The 17,940-nt window shown below is 74.3% G+C and carries 16 protein-coding genes and 1 pseudogene; 8 read left to right on the forward strand and 9 right to left on the reverse strand.

Features of this window, described 5'->3' with window-relative positions:
- The first annotated feature begins 44 nt into the window (after positions 1–44).
- Together ACIQGZ_RS15575 and ACIQGZ_RS15580 are read left to right on the forward strand one after the other, a co-directional pair.
- Positions 45–2,141 carry an NACHT domain-containing protein gene (locus ACIQGZ_RS15575; protein ID WP_402602157.1) on the forward strand — a complete coding sequence of 699 codons (2,097 nt, stop codon included), beginning with the start codon at positions 45–47 and terminating at the stop codon, positions 2,139–2,141.
- 206 nt (positions 2,142–2,347) lie between these two features.
- Positions 2,348–3,007 carry a zinc ribbon domain-containing protein gene (locus tag ACIQGZ_RS15580; protein ID WP_402602158.1) on the forward strand — a complete coding sequence of 220 codons (660 nt, stop codon included), beginning with the start codon at positions 2,348–2,350 and terminating at the stop codon, positions 3,005–3,007.
- A 109-nt stretch (positions 3,008–3,116) separates the two neighbouring features.
- Here ACIQGZ_RS15580 and ACIQGZ_RS15585 read toward each other — a convergent pair whose 3' ends face one another.
- From ACIQGZ_RS15585 to ACIQGZ_RS15600, 4 genes are all read right to left on the reverse strand, one after another.
- Positions 3,117–3,782 carry a lactate utilization protein C gene (locus ACIQGZ_RS15585; RefSeq protein ID WP_402602160.1) on the reverse strand — a complete coding sequence of 222 codons (666 nt, stop codon included), beginning with the start codon at positions 3,780–3,782 and terminating at the stop codon, positions 3,117–3,119.
- Positions 3,779–5,257 (reverse strand): lactate utilization protein B, encoded by a 1,479-nt coding sequence (locus ACIQGZ_RS15590; protein ID WP_402602162.1) that lies wholly within the window; start codon positions 5,255–5,257, stop codon positions 3,779–3,781. The genes ACIQGZ_RS15585 and ACIQGZ_RS15590 overlap by 4 nt, the downstream gene beginning before the upstream one ends.
- Complete coding sequence (locus ACIQGZ_RS15595; RefSeq protein ID WP_402602163.1) at positions 5,254–6,045, reverse strand: (Fe-S)-binding protein; 792 nt, start codon at positions 6,043–6,045, stop codon at positions 5,254–5,256. Before ACIQGZ_RS15595 ends, ACIQGZ_RS15590 begins: the two co-directional genes overlap by 4 nt.
- 105 nt (positions 6,046–6,150) lie before the next feature.
- A complete protein-coding gene (locus ACIQGZ_RS15600) occupies positions 6,151–6,432 on the reverse strand; it encodes a hypothetical protein (protein WP_402602164.1) in 282 nt (93 codons plus the stop codon).
- 221 nt (positions 6,433–6,653) lie between these two features.
- Here ACIQGZ_RS15600 and ACIQGZ_RS15605 point away from each other — a divergent pair, with 221 nt between their 5' ends.
- From ACIQGZ_RS15605 to ACIQGZ_RS15625, 5 genes are all read left to right on the forward strand, one after another.
- A complete protein-coding gene (locus ACIQGZ_RS15605; RefSeq protein ID WP_402602166.1) occupies positions 6,654–7,913 on the forward strand; it encodes a PP2C family protein-serine/threonine phosphatase in 1,260 nt (419 codons plus the stop codon).
- Positions 7,910–9,640, forward strand: coding sequence for an ATP-binding protein (locus ACIQGZ_RS15610; RefSeq protein ID WP_402602167.1), 1,731 nt, complete (start codon positions 7,910–7,912; stop codon positions 9,638–9,640). Before ACIQGZ_RS15605 ends, ACIQGZ_RS15610 begins: the two co-directional genes overlap by 4 nt.
- Positions 9,637–10,077, forward strand: coding sequence for a response regulator (locus ACIQGZ_RS15615; RefSeq protein WP_402602168.1), 441 nt, complete (start codon positions 9,637–9,639; stop codon positions 10,075–10,077). Before ACIQGZ_RS15610 ends, ACIQGZ_RS15615 begins: the two co-directional genes overlap by 4 nt.
- A gap of 129 nt (positions 10,078–10,206) precedes the next feature.
- Positions 10,207–10,740: a DoxX family protein gene (locus ACIQGZ_RS15620; RefSeq protein WP_402602170.1), complete on the forward strand. Its 534-nt coding sequence runs from the start codon at positions 10,207–10,209 to the stop codon at positions 10,738–10,740.
- Between the two features lie 171 nt (positions 10,741–10,911).
- The gene (locus ACIQGZ_RS15625; RefSeq protein WP_402602172.1) at positions 10,912–12,363 is read left to right on the forward strand and encodes a dihydrolipoyl dehydrogenase family protein; all 1,452 of its coding nucleotides are present in this window, start codon (positions 10,912–10,914) and stop codon (positions 12,361–12,363) included.
- On the opposite strand, the pseudogene ACIQGZ_RS15630 reads toward ACIQGZ_RS15625, so the two are convergent.
- The 5 genes and pseudogenes from ACIQGZ_RS15630 to ACIQGZ_RS15650 all read right to left on the reverse strand — a co-directional run bounded on the left by ACIQGZ_RS15630 (position 12,351) and on the right by ACIQGZ_RS15650 (position 15,447).
- Positions 12,351–12,830, reverse strand: a pseudogene (locus ACIQGZ_RS15630) (DUF5990 family protein). The gene ACIQGZ_RS15625 and the pseudogene ACIQGZ_RS15630 sit on opposite strands and share 13 nt — an antisense overlap.
- Positions 12,787–13,461 carry a DedA family protein gene (locus ACIQGZ_RS15635; RefSeq protein WP_402602174.1) on the reverse strand — a complete coding sequence of 225 codons (675 nt, stop codon included), beginning with the start codon at positions 13,459–13,461 and terminating at the stop codon, positions 12,787–12,789. Before ACIQGZ_RS15635 ends, ACIQGZ_RS15630 begins: the two are co-directional and overlap by 44 nt.
- Positions 13,462–13,862: 401 nt before the next feature.
- Entirely contained in the window at positions 13,863–14,324 is a 462-nt protein-coding gene (locus ACIQGZ_RS15640; RefSeq protein ID WP_402602175.1) for a MaoC family dehydratase, read from the reverse strand.
- 142 nt (positions 14,325–14,466) lie between these two features.
- Positions 14,467–15,231: a hypothetical protein gene (locus ACIQGZ_RS15645; protein ID WP_402602176.1), complete on the reverse strand. Its 765-nt coding sequence runs from the start codon at positions 15,229–15,231 to the stop codon at positions 14,467–14,469.
- 45 nt (positions 15,232–15,276) lie between these two features.
- A complete protein-coding gene (locus tag ACIQGZ_RS15650) occupies positions 15,277–15,447 on the reverse strand; it encodes a hypothetical protein (protein WP_402602177.1) in 171 nt (56 codons plus the stop codon).
- A 777-nt stretch (positions 15,448–16,224) separates the two neighbouring features.
- Between ACIQGZ_RS15650 and ACIQGZ_RS15655 the strand changes: the two genes are divergently transcribed.
- Complete coding sequence (locus ACIQGZ_RS15655; RefSeq protein WP_402602179.1) at positions 16,225–17,859, forward strand: cytochrome bc complex cytochrome b subunit; 1,635 nt, start codon at positions 16,225–16,227, stop codon at positions 17,857–17,859.
- Positions 17,860–17,940: the final 81 nt, after the last annotated feature.

The raw sequence follows: 17,940 nt of genomic DNA on the forward strand, positions 1-17,940 counted from the left end.
CGTATCCGCTCCCGGTCCGGTGGCAGCCGGCAGCACCGGCGCTCATGGAGCCCTGGCCCTCACTGGTCCGGCTGGCCACCACGGGAGTCGGCCGAGCGTGGCCGGGCCCGGTGTCCGGCTGGGCGTCCGGGCCGGAGGCACTGTTCGGTGCCGGGGGTGATCTGGTGGAGGTCTTCGCCAGGGTGCCCACCGGCCGCCTGGTGGTACTCGGAGAACCGGGCTCCGGCAAGAGCGTGCTGCTGGTACGGCTGGTGCTGGACCTGCTCGCCCGCCGCCGTCCCGGAGACCTGGTGCCCGTGCTGGCGCCACTGGGCTCCTGGGACCCGGACCGGGAAGACTTGGACGCCTGGCTGGAGCGGCGGCTGAGCGTCGACTACCCGGCGCTCGGCGAACCCGGCCGGACCGGAACCAGCCGGGGGCGGGAACTGCTGGACGCCGGCTCGATCATGCTGGTGCTGGACGGGCTGGACGAGATCCCCGCCGGTGTCCGCGGCCGTGCCGTCGCCCGGATCAACAACGCCCTCGGCCGTCATCCCGACCTGGCACTGGTGCTCGCCTCCCGCAGTGACCCGTTCAGCGCAACGGTCCGGCCCAGCAGCGGGACCGAGGTGCGGCTGACCGGCGCGGCAGGCGTCGAGCTGCTGCCCCTGGACCTGGACACCGTCGCCGGGTACCTGCGGGACTCCGCAGGAGGACCGACCAACGCGGCCTCCTGGCAAGAGGTCTTCGCCGCGCTGGCCGCCGAGCACGACCCGCACCCCCTGGCCCAATTGCTCACCACACCGTTGATGGCGTCTCTGGCCCGCGTCGCCTACACGCCCCCGCCGGACGAGCACCCCGCCCCCGCCGGCTGTCCGCTCGAACTCCTGGACCGCTCGCGGTTCCCCACCCCGAGGGTGATGCGGGCGCATCTGCTGGACTCCTTCATCCCCGCGGCCTATGCGTTGCCCGCGACGCCGCAAGCACAAAGCGACTGGACCAAGCGGCAGGCGACCCACTTCCTGGCCTTCCTCGCCCGCGACCTGGAGGAGCGGCAGAACGGCAGCACCGATTTCACCTGGTGGAATCTGGCCGATGCGACACCGAAGCCGCTGGTGGGAATCGCCGCAGGTCTCGCGGCGGTGCCGGCCGGGGCTGTCATGCCGTTCGGTGCCTGGCTCGGAGTCGGCATGGTCGTGGGCGTCGCAGCGGCCTTGACCGCCCGGCGGTGGAGCCCGCCCGGCCGCACCTTCAACCGCGGGCTGGCGGGCGGGCTGGTCGGCTGCCTCCTCGGGTCCGCTCTCGGACTCGGCATCCGCTTCGCACTCGGGGTCCACAGCCCGGCGGGATATCTGGTCAGCGGACTGGCACTGGGCCTCATCCCCGGATTCCTGGGCGGCTTCAGAGCCGGATTGGCCGGCGGCATGGCGGCGTCCTTCGTCGGGGCGTTCGTCGGTGAGCCCACGATGGGTGAGGCGGCTCCGCTGGCCAACAGCATCGGTTTCGCCGTCGCCGCCGCATGTGTCGTCACCTTCGGCCAGCGCCGCCTTCCGGCGCGAGGACTTCGCTGGTCCCCGCTCGGCATCCTCAACGCCGTGGGCGGTGGCCTTGCCATCGGGCTGGCGGTCGCCCTCCAGGCGGGTGCGCTCAGCGGCCTGGTGGCGGGGGCGGTCGCCGCCGCCGGCGGCTCCTTCGGCGCCGGGCTGGAGGCGAAGCCGGCCGAGGCGACGGTGGCGGCAGATCCTCAGACGGTACTGCGCCAGGACCGGGTCACATTCTGGACCACCGCGCTGGCGGGCGGCCCCGCCATCGGGCTCGCCGCCGCCGTCGTCGTCGGGTCGGCCCTCGGGTCATCGAAGGGCATCCAGACCGGATTGGCCGACGGACTGGCGACCGGGCTGGCCTGGGGCTTCCTTCAGGCCGCCTATGGAGGGTTCACGCTCGCACGGTGCTGGCTGGCCCTGCGGGGCCGGCTGCCGTGGCGGGTGATGCCCTTCCTCGCGGACGCCCATCAGCGAGGGGTGCTGCGCCAAGCCGGTGCCACCTACCAATTCCGGCATGCCGAGTTGCAGCGGCGCCTTGCCGGGAATCCCCTGGGAGGGGGGAGGGCCGCGGGGGATCGGGAGAGCGGGGCCCTTCCGGACGGCGGCCGGTCCGCCTGATCCCGTCTGATCCCGCCCGGCCCGGCGGTCGAGGGCGGCTGACGGCCGGTCGGCGGCGCGCTGCGGGGCCGGGGCCCGGGTGGGCCCCGCACTCCCCGTACGGGGCGCGGCATGGCACCCTGTGGTCCGTCCCAGAACCGGTCCCGTCCCCGTCGACGTCCACCGGCTGGGCGCCACCGCCGACGGACCGACCTGTGGGGGACCGCATGACCTCGGAGATCTACTTCAGCAGCAACCACCGTGACCTGTGCCAGCAGAGCGGCACCGGTGCCGGGTTCCAGTTCGAGTTCTCGTGCTCGCGCTGCCATGACACCTGGCGCTCGCCGTTCGAACCGTTCACCAGCGGCAGAGTGGCGGGCTGGGTCGGCAAGGCCGCCAGCACGGCCTGGGGGATGCTCGGCCGTACCGGCAGCAGCATCAGCACCGCCGTCGACGGGCTGGCCGGCGCGGGCTGGGGCAGCGCCCGGGACGCCGCCTTCCAACGGGCCATCACCAACGCCGAAACGCACTTCAACCGGTGCGGCCGCTGCACCGACTACGTCTGCGGCCGCTGCTGGAACGCCGCCCAGGGCCTCTGCCTGCACTGCGCGCCGGACACCGCCGCCGAGGCGCTGGCCGCCCGGCAGCGGGGGCTCAACGACCGGGCGTCGGAGCGGGCGTACGAGGTCGGACAGCAGCGGGCACAGAACTTCGACGTCACCTCGGACCGCCAACTGGTCTGCCCCCAGTGCCGCGCCGAGACCCGGGGCTCCGCCTACTGCCCCGACTGCGGCCACCACCTGGCCCAGCAGGACCAGTGCGGGTCCTGCTCCGCAGCGGTCCCCGACGGCGCCGCCTTCTGCCCCGCCTGCGGCACCCGCCGCTGAGCGGCCCGGGGCGGGGGACCACCGGGGAGCTCGGGCCGGGTACGGGCGGTGACTTGGTGGTGGCCGGGGCGCCGGGGTGCGGCGTGGTTGGGCGCCGCCCCGGCCGGGGTCAGCCGGTCAGCAGGATGATCTCCAGGGCGCGGGGGCCGTGGACGCCCTCGACGCGGGTGAGTTCGATGTCGCTGGTGGCGGACGGGCCGGAGATCCAGGTCTGCGGGCGCAGCGGGTCCAGCCGGGCGACGGCCTGCGGGACGGAGTCCACCACCTGGTCCGGCAGGCGGACGACGCACAGGTGGTGGTCCGGGACCAGGGTGGCCCGGCGGCGTCCCTGGCCGGCCGTGCCGTCCAGCACGATGGTGCCGGTCTCGGCGACGGCCACCGCGCAGCCGGTCAGCACGGTGTCCACCGCGTCCAGCTCGCGGGCGCTCTGCTCCGGCCGGTCCGCGACCCGCCGCACCGAGCTGTCCACTCCGGTCAGCCACTCCGCGGGCAGCCACTCCGCGGGCAGCCCGTCCGGCACCAGCAGGGTGCGGCTGCCCCGGGCGGCCAGCAGCCGGCCGAGCAGCGCGGGCAGTTCGGCGGCGTCGCAGCGGTGCACGGCGGCGCGGTAGTCGGCCAGGCGGTCGGCCAGCAGGTCGGCCCGCTGCGCCGGGGTCCGCTCGCCGTGCGCCCGCAGGTAGTCGCGGGTGACGGCTACGTCCTCGGGCCGCTCGTCGCGGGGTACGTCGGCCAGGGCGCGGCGGACCCGCCCCAGCACGCGGTCACGGGAGTTCACCGGTCCTCCTGGGCGGTCTCGCGGGTGCGCTGCCACCAGTCGCGGAAGGACTCGGCCGGCAGCTGCGGCAGGTCCCGGCTGTCGGTCCAGGCCCGGCCCGGTCCGGGCAGTCGGCGCAGCCGCAGCCGGCGGGCCCGGGTGGCCGCCCGTTCGGCCAGGGCGAGCGCCTGCGGGTGGTCCAGCACCCAGCGGGCGGCCCGCATCGCGGCCCGCTCGGCGGTGTGGCCCCGGGCGGGCCGGACGGTGACCCGGTTGCCCCGGACGGTCGCCGGGCCGCCCTGGACGACGCGTTCCCGCAGGTGGACCAGGACTTCGGGGATGTCGATGGCGACCGGGCAGACCTGGTAGCAGGCGCCGCACAGTGAGGAGGCGTACGGCAGCGACGCTTCGAGTTCGCCGGTGATGCCGCGCAGCTGCGGGGTGAGGATGGCGCCGATCGGCCCGGGGTAGATCGAGCCGTACGCATGGCCGCCGGCCCGCTCGTACACCGGGCAGACGTTGAGGCAGGCGGAGCAGCGGATGCAGCGCAGGGCCTGGCGGCCGGTGGGGTCGGCGAGGGTGTCGGTGCGGCCGTTGTCGAGCAGGACCAGGTGGAAGGTCCGGGGGCCGTCGCCGTCGGTGGTGCCGGTCCAGGTGGAGGTGTAGGGGTTCATCCGCTCGGCGGTGGAGGAGCGGGGCAGCAGTTGCAGGTAGACCTCAAGGTCCTGCCAGCGGGGGACGACCTTCTCGATGCCGACGACGGAGATCAGGGTCTCGGGCAGGGTGAGGCACATCCGGCCGTTGCCCTCGGACTCGACCACGACCAGGGTGCCGGTCTCGGCGACCATGAAGTTGGCGCCGGAGATGCCGACCTTGGCCCGCAGGAACTTCTCCCGCAGGTGCAGCCGGGCGGCCTCGGCCAGTTCGGCGGGCGCGTCGGTCAGGCCGTCGGGCGCCGGGCGGCCCCAGCGGGCCATGGCGTCGGTGAAGATGTCGCGGATCTCGCCCCGGTTCTTGTGGATGGCCGGCACCAGGATGTGCGACGGCCAGTCGTCGCCCAGCTGCACGATCAGCTCGGCCAGGTCGGTCTCGTACGCGGTGATGCCGGCGTCGGTCAGCGCCTCGTTCAGCCCGATCTCCTGGGTGGCCATCGACTTGACCTTGACCACCTCCGTCTCACCGGTGGCCCGGACCAGGTCGGTGACGATCCGGTTGGCCTCCGCCGCGTCCACCGCCCAGTGCACCGTGCCCCCGGCGGCGGTGACGGCGGCCTCCAGCTGCTCCAGGTAGTGGTCCAGGTGCCGCAGCGTACGCTCCTTGAGCCGGGCGCCGGCCGCCCGCAGCTCCGCCCAGTCGGCCAGCTCGGCCACGGCGGCGGCCCGCTTGTCGCGGATGGTGTGGGTGGCGTGCCGCAGGTTGCGGCGGAGCGTGGTGTCGCGGGTGGACGCCCTCGCCGCCTCGGGGAAGGCGGGCATGCCCAGCGGTACGCCGCTCATCGGGCCTCCCCCAGGACCAGGCGGTCGGTGGTCAGCGGGTAGGGGTCCTGTTCGGTGGCGGCGAGGATCTCCGCGAGGTGCAGCGGGCGGACGCCCGCCCGCTGCCGGGCGAGGACGCCGCCGAGGTGCATCAGGCACGAGTTGTCGACGGTGCAGACCGCCTCGGCGCCGGTCGCCAGGACGGCGCGGGCCTTGTCCTCGCCCATCGCCGCCGACACGGCGGGGTTCTTCACCGCGAAGGTGCCGCCGAAGCCGCAGCACTCCTCGGCGCCGGGCAGCTCCAGCAGCTCCAGCCCGCGCACCGCCCGCAGCAGCCGGGTCGGCCGGTCGCCCAGGCCCAGCAGCCGCAGGCCGTGGCAGGTCGGGTGGTAGGTCACGGTGTGCGGGAAGTAGGCGCCGACGTCGGTGACGCCCAGCACGTCCACCAGGAACTCGGTCAGCTCGTAGACCTTGGGAACCACGGCCGCCGCGGCGGCGGCGAGTGCGCCGCCCCGGCCCTCGGCGGCGGCCGCGCTGCCCAGCCGGGGGTAGTTGTCGCGGACCATCGCCGCGCAGGAGCCGGACGGCGCCACCACGTACTCGTAGCCCTCGAACGCCGCCGCGAAGCGCCGCAGCAGCGGTTCGGTCTGGTGCCGGTAGCCGGTGTTGTACTGCGGCTGCCCGCAGCAGCTCTGCGCGGCGGGGAAGCCGACCTCGACGCCGAGGCGCTCCAGCAGCCTGACCACCGCGCGGCCGGTGTCCGGGTACAGGGCGTCATTGACGCAGGTCACGAAGAGCGCTGCGCGCACGTCGCCTCCGGGGTGTTCGGTCGGGTGCTGCCCACCCTGGGATCATCCCCGCACCGGGGCCCGCACCGCGACCGGGAACGGCCGCCCGGCCGCCCCGGCGGGCCCTCACTCGGGCCCGGCGGACTCCGCCTGCCGGCGCTCGCAGCGCCGCAGGTGCTCGCGGACGTCCGCCTCGGGGTCGTAGACCATCTCCACGACGCGGTCCTCCCACCGGTCCAGGTCGGCGGCGACCAGGTCGGCCTTCTGCGGCGGCAGCAGACCCGGGGAGTGGTCGGTGATCAGCGGGTGGTCGAGCAGGACTCCGATGGCGTAGGCGCGGGGGACGATGCCGTTCTGCACGGCACGGCCCCAGAAGGCGAGGGCTTCGACGTACGGCACGAAGGTCATCGCGCTCTCCGTTCGTGAGGCGTCACCCTGAGGGGGTCCTTCCGAGCATTCCCGCCCGTCTGTAAGGATGGCGTAGGCATCGCCGGGGGCCCACCGGTGCCGTTGATCACACCATGCTCACCTGGGAGTTCGCATCCCGTTGCCATTTGGCAAGTATTCTTCCCCCGGGGTTGCGTGCTGCCCGACCGCGTGCTGCGCGACGGGTGGTCGAAGGGAAGACGATGGCTGAAGGCTTGGACGGCGCACCGGTGCCGCGGCTGACCGCGAGTCCGGTGCACGGCGGGACTCTGGAGGCGTCCCGTGTGGTGCCACAGGGAGCGGCGGCGGCACTGCTGCTGGTGGAGGACGACCCCGGGGACGCACTCCTGGTCGAGGAACTGCTGGTCGACAGCGGCATGCGGGCCACCCTGTCCTGGGCGCGCTCGCTGGCGGAGGCCAAGACCATGCTGGCCGGGCAGGGCGTGCCCGAGTGCATCCTGCTCGATCTGCACCTGCCCGACGCCCAGGGCCTGGACGCGGTCACCCAGCTGCTGGCCGCCGCGCCCGGCGCGGCGGTGGTGGTGCTCACCGGCCTGGCCGAGGAGGCGTCCGGCCTGGCCGCAGTGGCCGCCGGTGCACAGGACTACCTGGTCAAGGGCCATCTGGAGCCGCAGCTGTTCGGCCGCGCCATCCGGTACGCCGCCCAGCGCAAGCAGGTCGAGCAGGCCGCCGCCGCCCTCCAGGCCGGCCGGCTGCGGGCCCAGGAGAACGCCCGGCTGGAGCGCGGGCTGCTGCCGGTCCCGCTGCTGCGCACCGCCGACTTCGAGGTGGTCCCCCGCTACCGGCCCGGCCGGGCGCAGGCCCTGCTCGGCGGCGACTTCTACGACGTGGTCGAGACCGTGGACGGCACCGTGCACGCCGTGGTCGGGGACGTCTCCGGGCACGGCCCGGCCGAGGCCGCCCTCGGGGTCTGCCTCCGGGTGGCCTGGCGGTCCTTCGTCCTGGCCGGCGCCTCCGGCTCGACGCTGATGGAGCTGCTGGAGCAGATCCTGGTGGCCGAACGGGACGGCGAGCAGCTGTTCGCCACCCTCACCAGCCTCTCCTTCCACCCCGACCGCCGCCGGCTGCGGGTGCTGCGGGCCGGCCACCCCGGACTGCTGCAACGCTGCGACGGCGCCGTGCAGTGGGTGGAGCCGGCGGCCGGCCCGGCCCTGGGCCTGATGCCCGGCCACGCCCACTGGCCGCAGGACGAACTGCTGCTGCCGCCCGGCGCCGGGGTGGCCCTGTTCACCGACGGCCTCTTCGAGGGGCACGTCGGCCGGGGCCGGGAGCGGCTCGGCGAGGACGGACTGCTGGCGCTGGCCCGCAAGGCCGCCGCACTGCCGCCGGACGGCTTCGTCGACAACCTGATCAGCGAGGCCGAGAGCGCGGCCTCCAGCCATGGCGGGCTGGCCGACGACGTCGCCATCGTCCACCTGGGATGGAAGAAGAGCAGCCTATGAGTCCCGCACCAGCCTCCACCGGAAGCGCCCCGCCACGGCGGCTGACCGTGCAGGGCTGGTTCCACCTCGTCCTCGGCCTGATGGGCGTGCTGGTGGTCGTCGCGGCCGTCGTCGGCGCCCAGCTGCTGCACCGCACCGACACCGTCTCCGACCGCCTACAGGAGTCCATCCTCCCGGCCCGGGTGCAGGCGTACCGGTTGCAGGCCGCCCTGGTCGACCAGGAGACCGGCGTCCGGGGCTATGTCCTCAGCGGCGGCGACCAGCAGTTCCTGGAGCCGTACACCAGGGGCGCCAAGGACGAGAGCGAGGCCGTCGGCCGACTGCGGACGCTGCTGCGCGGCAGCGGCATCCCCACCGCCGACCTGACCGCCCTGGAGGCCGCCGCCGACGGCTGGCGCACCGGCTACGCCGTACCGCTGGTCGACCAGACCCGTGGCGGCACCTCCGTCGCGGGGAACTCCGCCCTGCTCGACGGCAGCAAGACCGCCTTCGACCGGCTCCGTACGCTGTTCGACGAGCAGAACCAGCACCTGATGGACGAACGCGACCGGATAAGGACCGAACTCGCCCACACCCGCGACCAGCGCACCTGGGTGTTCAGCATCATGATCGCGGCCTTCCTGCTGACCTGCGCCGGCCTCGCCCTGCTGCTGCACCTGGCCGTCGCCCGCCCGCTGCACGCCCTGCGCGCCGCCTCCCGCAAGGTGGCCGAGGGCGACTTCGAGCACCGCATCCCGGCGGCGGGCCCCGCCGACCTGCGCGCCGTGGAGGCCGACGTGGAGGCGATGCGCGACCGCATCGTCCGCGAGCTGGAGACCTCCCGCGCCAAGCAGGACGTCCTCGCCCAGCAGGCCGCCGACCTGGACGCCCAGGCGGTCGAGCTGCGCCGCTCCAACGCCGAGCTGGAGCAGTTCGCCTATGTCGCCTCGCACGACCTCCAGGAGCCGCTGCGCAAGGTCGCGTCCTTCTGCCAGCTGCTGGAGAAGCGCTACGGCGACAAGCTGGACGAGCGCGGCGTCCAGTACATCGGCTTCGCCGTGGACGGCGCCAAGCGGATGCAGGTCCTCATCAACGACCTGCTCACCTTCTCCCGGGTCGGCCGGCTGACCGAGGCCACCGTGCCGGTCAACCTGGGCCCGACCCTCGACAAGGCCGTCGCCAACCTGGCCGCCGCCGTCGAGGAGAGCGGCGCCGCCATCGAGCGCCCCGAGCGGCTGCCGGACATCGTCGCCGATCCGATGCTGCTGACCATGCTCTGGCAGAACCTGCTCGGCAACGCCATCAAGTTCCGCGCCCCCGACCGCGACCCGGTCATCCGGGTCGCCGCCCGGCCGGAGGCGGACGGCTGGCACTTCGAGGTCACCGACAACGGCATCGGCATCCCCGAGCAGTTCGCGGAGAAGGTCTTCGTCATCTTCCAGCGGCTGCACGGGCGCGACTCGTACACCGGCACCGGCATCGGCCTGGCACTCTGCAAGAAGATCGTCGAGCACCACGGCGGCCGGATCTGGCTCGACACCGACCGTACCGAGGGCGCGAGCGTGCACTTCACACTGCCCGCCGCGCGCCTCGCCCCCGCCCGGACAGCGGACACCGCCCGGACAGCGGACACTGCCCGGACAGCGGACACTGCCCGGACAGCGGACACCGACCAGGCAGCAGGCACTGACCAGGCTGCGGGCACCGACCAGGACCCCGCCGCCCCCACCGAAGGAGCCCCCGCATGACCGTCCCCGCCCAGCCCATCGAAGTCCTGCTGGTGGAGGACGACCCGGGCGACGAGCTGATGACCCGCGAGGCGTTCGAGGACAACAAGATCGGCAACACCCTGCACGTCGCCCGGGACGGCGAGGAGGCGCTGGACTTCCTCTACCGGCGCGGCGCCCACACCGAGGCACCCCGCCCCGATCTGATCCTGCTCGACCTCAACCTGCCCAAGTACGACGGCCGCCAGGTGCTGGAGCGGATCAAGTCCGACCCGGACCTCGCCCACATCCCGGTCGTGGTGCTGACCACCTCCGCCGCCGAGGAGGACATCCTGCGCAGCTACAAGCTGCACGCCAACGCCTATGTCACCAAGCCGGTCGACCTCGACCAGTTCATCGCCGCCGTCCGGCAGATCGACGAGTTCTTCGTCCAGGTCGTCCGGCTGCCCCGGCACTGAGCCCCCCGGCCGCGCCCGGCGGGTCCGCACCGGCCGGCCACCGGTGGGCGGCGGCCCGGCGCCGGGCCGGCGCTGGGCCGGATGGGGGGTGGCGGGTGTGGCGGTGGCGGGACGGGGCAGCCGTTGGGCATGCCTGTGCTGCGACTGATCGCCCGCCCCATGCTCGCCTCGATGTTCCTCGCCGGGGGTCTTGACGCCGTGCGTAATCCCGCGCGCCTCGTGCCCGCCGCAGCGAAGGTCGTCCAGCCCCTCGCGGAGCAGCTCCCCGCCCTGAAGGACCGCACCGAGCAGGCCGTCCGGCTCAACGGCGCCGTGCAGCTCGCCGCCGGTACGCTGCTGGCCCTCGGCCGCAAGCCCCGGATCGCCGCGCTCGTCCTCGCCGCCACGCTGGTGCCCACCACCTGGGCCGGACACCGCTTCTGGGAGGCCGACACCCCGGAGGAGCGCGAGCAGCAGATGATCCACTTCCTGAAGAACGTCTCCATGATGGGCGGCCTGCTGCTGGCCGCCGCCGACACCGGCGGCCGGCCCTCCCTCGCCTGGCGCGGCCGCCACGCCGTGCACACCGCCCGCCACGACGTGGCGCTGGCCGGACGCACCGCCAGGGCCACCGGGCGCCCCGCCGCCAGGGCCGGCCGGCTGAGCGCCCACCTGTCGCACTGACACCGGCACGCCCCGACACCGGCATGCCCCGACACCGGCATGCCCCGACACCGGCATGCCCCCGTCCACCGCTCGCCCCGATCCGCCCCGCCGGACCGGGGCACCGGGCCAGGATGGCGGACGGGGCCGAAGTGCAGCGGCCCGACCAGCCACAGCAGAGGAGAGCCGGCCATGAGCCAGTCCGCGGACGCGGCGTCGACCGCCACCCATGACGTCATCGTCATCGGCGCCGGACCGGTGGGCGAGAACCTCGCCGAACGGGCCCGCGCCGCCGGGCTGACCGTCGCCCTGGTGGAGAGCGAACTCGTCGGCGGCGAATGCTCCTACTGGGCCTGCATCCCCAGCAAGGCACTGCTGCGCCCCGGCGCCGCGCTCGCGGACGCCCGCAGGGTGGCCGGCGCCCGGCAGGCGGTCTCCGGCCGACTGGACGCGGCGGCCGCCCTGGAGCGCCGGAACGGCTTCACCTCGGACTGGGAGGACAGCGGCCAGGTCGACTGGGTCAACGGCATCGGCGCCGAACTGGTACGCGGCCACGGTCGGCTCGACGGGCCCCGGCGGGTCACCGTGGAGACCCCCGACAACGGGCAGCTCGTCCTGACGGCCCGTCATGCGGTGGCGGTCTGCACCGGCAGCCGCGCCGTACTGCCCGACCTGCCCGGCATCGCCGAGGCGCGGCCCTGGACCAGCCGGGAGGCCACCGCCTCGCGCACCGTGCCCCGGCGCCTCGCCGTGGTCGGCGGCGGCGTGGTCGGCGCGGAGATGGCCACCGCCTGGCAGTCGCTCGGCGCCTCGGTCACCCTGCTGGTACGCGGCCAGGGGCTGCTGCCCCGGTTGGAGCCCTTCGCCGGCGAACTCGTCGCCCAGAGCCTCACCGAGGCCGGGGCCACCATCCGTACCGGCGTCTCCGTCACCGGCCTGCGCCGCCCCGGCGGCACCGGGCCGGTCACCCTGCTGCTGGACAGCGGGGAGCAGTTGGAGGCCGACGAGGTGCTGTTCGCCGTCGGCCGCGCCCCGCGCACCGACGACCTCGGCCTGGAGACGGTCGGCCTGGCGGCCGGGTCCTGGCTCACGGTGGACGACACCTGCGTGGTCCCGGCCGTCGCGGGCGGCTGGCTGTACGCCGCCGGTGACGTCAACCACCGGGCGCTCCTCACCCACCAGGGCAAGTACCAGGCCCGGATCGCGGGCGCCGTGATCGGCGCCCGCGCCGCAGGCCGCCCGCTGGACCCGGCCCCCTGGGGCCCGCACGCCGCCACGGCGGACATCGCGGCGGTACCGCAGGTCGTCTTCACCGACCCGGAGGCCACCGCCGTCGGGCTCACCGCCGAACAGGCGGAGCGCGCCGGGCACCGCATCCGGGTGGTCGACTACGACCTCGGCCAGGTCGCCGGGGCCGCCCTGTACGCGGACGGCTACCGGGGCCGGGCCCGGATGGTCGTCGACCTCGACCGGAACGTCCTGCTCGGCGTGGCCTTCGTCGGGCCGGGCGTCGGTGAGCTGCTGCACTCCGCCACCGTCGCCGTCGCCGGCGAAGTCCCGATCGACCGGCTCTGGCACGCCGTCCCGTCCTTCCCGACCATCAGTGAGATCTGGCTGCGGCTGCTGGAGACCTACCGGGGTTGAGCGGGCGGGTCGGTGGCGGACCAGCGGAGCGCCGGTACCGTGGCGCACAGCGGGGTGCCGTCCGGGGCGGTCAGGGAGAGCCGGGCCTCCAGGGCCGCGCCGGTGGCGGCGGCTCGGGCGAGGGCGTCGGGCGGCAGGGTGGCCAGGGGCAGCTTGGCGCGGCGGAACACGGTGAAGCGGCCGTCCGCCACTTCTCCCCAGGTCAGTTAGAGGAAACGGTTGCCCCGGCGGCCATGGACCGCTGGTCCGGTGAGGTCGGGCGGGCCGGTGAGGTCGGGCGGGCCGTCCTGGGCGGGGCGGACCCGTACGCGGGTGCTGAACACGGCCTGCGGGGCGTCGCCCGGCACCGGGTCGACCGGGTCGGCGCCGACCTGGAGGGCCACGTGCACATTGCGGTAGCCGGCGAAGGCGGTACCGGGCAGGTCATGGCCGACGATGCGGAGGGTGATCGGGTCCATGCTCCGCATCCTCCCGCCGCGGCGGCTTCCCGGCCCTACGGCGGGACCGGTGGCGCTGCCACAGCCGGACGGCCGCCACGGTGACCAGCACCACGACGACCAGGAGCAGCAGCGACCCGCCGAGGGCGTGCGCGAAGCGGGGCCAGGCGGCGCCCACGGCGTAGCCGACGCAGGCCGATCCGGTGCCCCAGAGCAGGGCGGCGAGGGCGTCGAAGAGCAGAAAGCGCGGGTACGGCATCCGGGTGGCCCCGGCCGTCAGCGGCATCGCGGAGCGGACGAAGGGGATGAAGCGGCCGAAGAACACCGCCGCCGGGCCGTGGCGGTCCATCAACTCACCGGCGCGGCGGAGCCGGTCCGCGCCCCGGCCGGTCGGCTTCCCGGCGGTGAGGCGGTTGCCGGTCAGCCGGCCGATCAGATAGCCGGTGGAGTCACCCGCGATGGCCGCCGCCACGGCGACGGCGGCCACGGCGGCGACCGAGACCCGTTCGCGGTGGGCGAGGACGCCGCCGAGGACGACTGAGGTCTCGCCGGGGAGCAGGAAGCCGAAGGGGACGGCGACCTCGCAGAAGACCAGCACGGCGACGGCTCCGTAGGCGGGCGCGCCGGCCAGGCTGTTCAGCCAGTCGGTGATCTGCTCCATCGCGCTCCTCCGTCGCCTTCACTCCAGCTTGGGCGCAGCGGGGCGGTGCGGCCATGCCGGGAGGTGCGTGCGGGGGCGTCGGGGCGTCGGGGTGGCTGGGTGGCTGGGTGGCTGGGTGTCCTGGGCGAGCGGGGGTGGGGGGAGCTGTGGGTGCGGCCTGTTGCGGTGGTGGGGGGGTTGGTCGCGCGGTTCCTCGCGCCCCTGGGTGGGTGGGGGGTGCTTGGTGGGGATGGGTGCGGGTGGGTGGGGGCTGGTCGCGCCCCTGGCGGGGTGCGGGGTTGCTGTGCGGGGGGAGGGCGACGGTTTCTCGCGTCCCTGGCCGGGGGCGGGCTCAGGGGGCCGGGAGGTGGGCGAGGGAGTCGCGGGGGCGCCGACCCAGCGCGGCCGGGTCGGCGGCCGCCTCAGGCCGTCTTGGGGACCAGCAGTGAGACGGTCTCGGCCACACAGGCGGGCTTGGCGCCGCCCTCGATCTCGATGGTGTGCCGCACCACGGCCTGCTTGCCCAGCGCCGCTTCGCGCAGGTCGACCAGCTCGGCGCCGGAGCGGACCCGGGAGCCGACCCGGACCGGGGAGGGGAAGCGGACCTTCTCGGTGCCGTAGTTGACCGCCATCGCCAGGCCGTCGACCCGGAAGATCTCGGACGTCAGCATGGGGATCAGCGAGAGGGTGAGGTAGCCGTGCGCGATGGTGCCGCCGAACGGGCCGGTCGCCGCCCGCGCCGGGTCGACGTGGATCCACTGGTGGTCGCCGGTCGCTTCGGCGAAGAGGTCGACCTGCTGCTGGGTCACGGTGTGCCAGTCGCTGTGGCCGAGGTGCTCGCCCTTGGCTGCGGCGAGTGCGTCGAGCCCGTCGAAGAGGCGCATGTCCGTTCCTGTCGTGAGGCGTGCGGGAGGGGGCGGAGAGGGCGTCTGAATAAGCGCTTGCTCAGCATTCATCGCGGCGGCCCGCCGTGTCAACGGCCGGAACGGTACGGCGGGCCGCGTCCTCCCGCGCCACCCGGACCGCTCAGCCGCCGAGGTGCGGGAAGAGGTCCAGGAACGGTCCGGCCGTCACCGACAGGCCCCGGGCGTAGGGCGCGTCGAAGTCCCAGATCAGGAAGAGCAGGAAGGCGATCAGCGCGCTGAACACCCCGGCCAGCAGCAGTTCGCGGGCCGAGCGCCGGATCTGGAGGGTGAAGATCAGACCCACCGTGACCACCGCCCCCGAGATCAGGCCGAACCAGACCAGCGGCGGCATGGTCGCCCCCGCGTTCTGCCCGCGCGAGGTGCGGGCCTGGTCGACCAGCGCCACCTGGTCCACGATCGGCTGGTACGCCTGCCCCTCCAGGTCATTGGCCGGCGCGTGGTCGCTGACATCGCGGCGGACCTTCTCCAGCAGGGCGGCGCTCTTGTCGGTGAGACCGCCGTGGTCGGCCATGTACGACCACTCGGTGTGCACCACATAGGAGACATAGGCGTCGATGTCGGCGCGGGTCCGGTCGCGGACCGCCGCCGGGAACACCTGGACCCGTTCGCTGATCTCATGCAGCGCCTGGGCCTCCTGGAGGGTGTCGGCCTGGGCGCCGCTGCGGCCCTCCCAGACTCCGGCGATGGCCAGGCCCAGCACGATCGCGTAGACCACGCCGACCATCATCACCATGTACTCGATCACGTCCGGGGTCTCCGACGGATCGTCGTCGGCCGGGATGCGCCGCTGGCGCAGCGTCACCACGGCGACGACCACCACACCGGCGGCCACCATGGCGATGGTGAGGGCAAGCCATTCGGACACGGGATACCTCCGTGGGCGAGGCGGGAAAGAGGGGACGGACCGGCGTCAGGAGGACCGGCCACGGCTGCGGCCGGTGCGCGAGCGCGGCCGCAGGGCCGCCGCGGCCAGCACGGCGGGCACGGTGACGACCAGGGTGGTGGTGACCACCGACCTGCCGTGCGGCTTGGGCGCGGCGGGCGGCGCGGCCCGGTGCACCACCAGCGGCGGCGCGGACACGGTCGGCACCGGCGTGGGCCGGGCCGCCACCGGGGTGGGGCTGGGACTGATGGGACCGGGCGTGGGGCTCGGGCTGGGGGCGGGCGGCGGTACGGCCACCGGGCGCGGCGTCGGCCGTACCGGCGGGGTGGGGGCGGCCGGTGGCTTCGGCGGCACCGGTGGCTTCGGCGGCTTGGGCGGCAGTGGTGGCTTGGGCGGGGTCGGCGGCGCGGGGGTCGGCGGCACCGGGGTCGGCGGCGCGGGGGGCTCCGGCGTCGGGGGTTCGGTCGTCGGCGGGGCGAAGGTGGGCGGGGCTGAGGTGGGCGGCGGGAGCGTGGGTGGCTCGGATGTCGGGGGCGGGGTCGTCGGTGGTCTCGGCGGCCGGTGCCGGCACGGATGGTGCGGGTGATGCGAGTGGTGCGGGAAGGGCCAGGGCGGCGGCCCGCAGCGGCACACCCGCGCCGCAGCCGACGCCGGGGCGGCGGCCGAGAAGCCGACGCCGACCACCCCGGCGGCAGCCAGGGCCAATACCGCCGCCACACCGATCCGGCGGCCGATCCGGTGAAGAAGCCGTTCGCTCACAGGGAGGATGCTGGGGCCCCCAGCGCGACGCCGTGCCGGGAACGCCCCTCCGTTAGCCCGAAAGGGGGTATTTGACGGCCAACGGGATTGGAATCACCTGACACTGACCAATGGCCTGCTGGCACCGGCTCCCCGGAACGGCCCCGTTTCGACCACGCGCCGCAGGGGACCCGTACCTCCTGCTCCGTCCCGTCGGCCGAGGAGACACGAGGGCCCATGCTGCTGTCCAGGAAACGGGAACGGTTCCGGCGGAGGACGGCCCGCTCCGCCGAGCACGCGGCCACCGCCCTGGACGCACGGCTCCCGGTGATGGCCGGCGCCAGGGCCCTGCTGCGCAAGGCGTTCCCCGACCACTGGTCCTTCCTGCTCGGCGAGCTCGCCCTCTACAGCTTCGTCATCCTGCTGGTCACCGGCGTCTACCTCACCCTCTTCTTCAAGCCCAGCATGGCCGAGCTGGTCTACCACGGCAGCTACCAGCCGCTGCACGGCGTACGGATGTCCGAGGCGTACGCCTCCACCCTGGACATCAGCTTCGACGTACGCGGCGGCCTGCTGCTCCGGCAGATCCACCACTGGGCGGCGCTGCTGTTCGTCTCCGCGATCGGCGTCCACCTGCTGCGGATCTTCTTCACCGGCGCCTTCCGCCGCCCCCGCGAGGTCAACTGGGTCATCGGCGTCACCCTCTTCCTGCTGGCGCTGCTGGAGGGCTTCGCCGGCTACTCGCTCCCCGACGACCTGCTCTCCGGCACCGGGCTGCGCACCGCCGAGGGCATCGTGCTGGCCATCCCGCTGGTCGGCACGTACCTCCAGATGTTCCTGTTCGGCGGCGAGTTCCCCGGGCAGGACATCGTGCCCCGGCTCTACACCGTGCACATCCTGCTGGTCCCCGGCGCGCTGCTGGCGCTGATCACCGTGCACCTCATCCTGGTGGTGTACCTCAAGCACACCCAGTGGGCGGCCCGGGGCCGGACCAACCGCAATGTCGTCGGGCCGCCGCTCTTCCCGCACTACACCGCCAAGTCCGTCGGCCTGCTGCTGATGGTCTTCGGCGTACTCGGGGTGCTGGCGGCGATCGGGCAGATCAACCCGGTCTGGATGTACGGCCCGTACCGGCCCGACCAGGCGTCCACCGACGCCCAGCCCGACTGGTACGTCGGCTTCCTGGAGGGCGCCATCCGGCTGATGCCCGGCGTGGAGACCCGGCTCTGGGGCCACACCCTCTCCTGGAACCCGCTGCTCCCGGCCGTGGTGCTGCCCGGGGTGCTCTTCATGGTGCTGTACGCCTATCCGTTCTTCGAACGCTGGCTCACCGGTGACCGGGGCGAGCACCACCTCTGCGACCGGCCCCGGAACCGGCCGGTCCGCACCGGGCTCGGCGCCGCCGCCGTCACCAGCTACGCCGTGATGCTGGCCGCCGGTGGGCAGGACGTCATCGCGTACAGCTTCCACCTCTCGGTCGACTTCCTGGTGTACGTGTTCCGGACGCTGTTCTTCGTGCTGCCGGTGGTCGCGTTCTGGGTCACCAAGCGGGTGTGCCTGGGCCTCCAGGCGCATGAGGAGGAGCTGCTGACGGAGGGGGAAGAGACGGGGTTCGTCCGGCAGGGGGTGGCGGGCGGCTTCGAGCAGGGGCGCCGGGAGGTGGCCGCCGGGCGGCGGTACACCGCGCTGGTCCGGGACGTGCCCGCGCCGCTGCCGGTCGGGGAGGCGGCGGGGCGGGCCGGGTGGCTGCGGGCGCTGCTGAGCAACTGGTACTACACCGACCGGGTGCGGCTGCCGGCGCCGCCGGACGAGCGGCCGGCCGCGGCGGTGGTCAGCAACCGGCCGCCGGAGCGGGAGTCCTCGGCGGACTGAGGGGGCGTCCGGCCCGCGAAAAGGGCCGCCGCCCCCGGGGAGGGGGGCGGCGGCTTGGGGCAGGTGGTGCGGGGGGCGGTT

The sequence above is a fragment of the Streptomyces sp. NPDC092296 genome, assembly GCF_044755465.1.
In the GTDB taxonomy this organism is placed as follows: domain Bacteria; phylum Actinomycetota; class Actinomycetes; order Streptomycetales; family Streptomycetaceae; genus Peterkaempfera.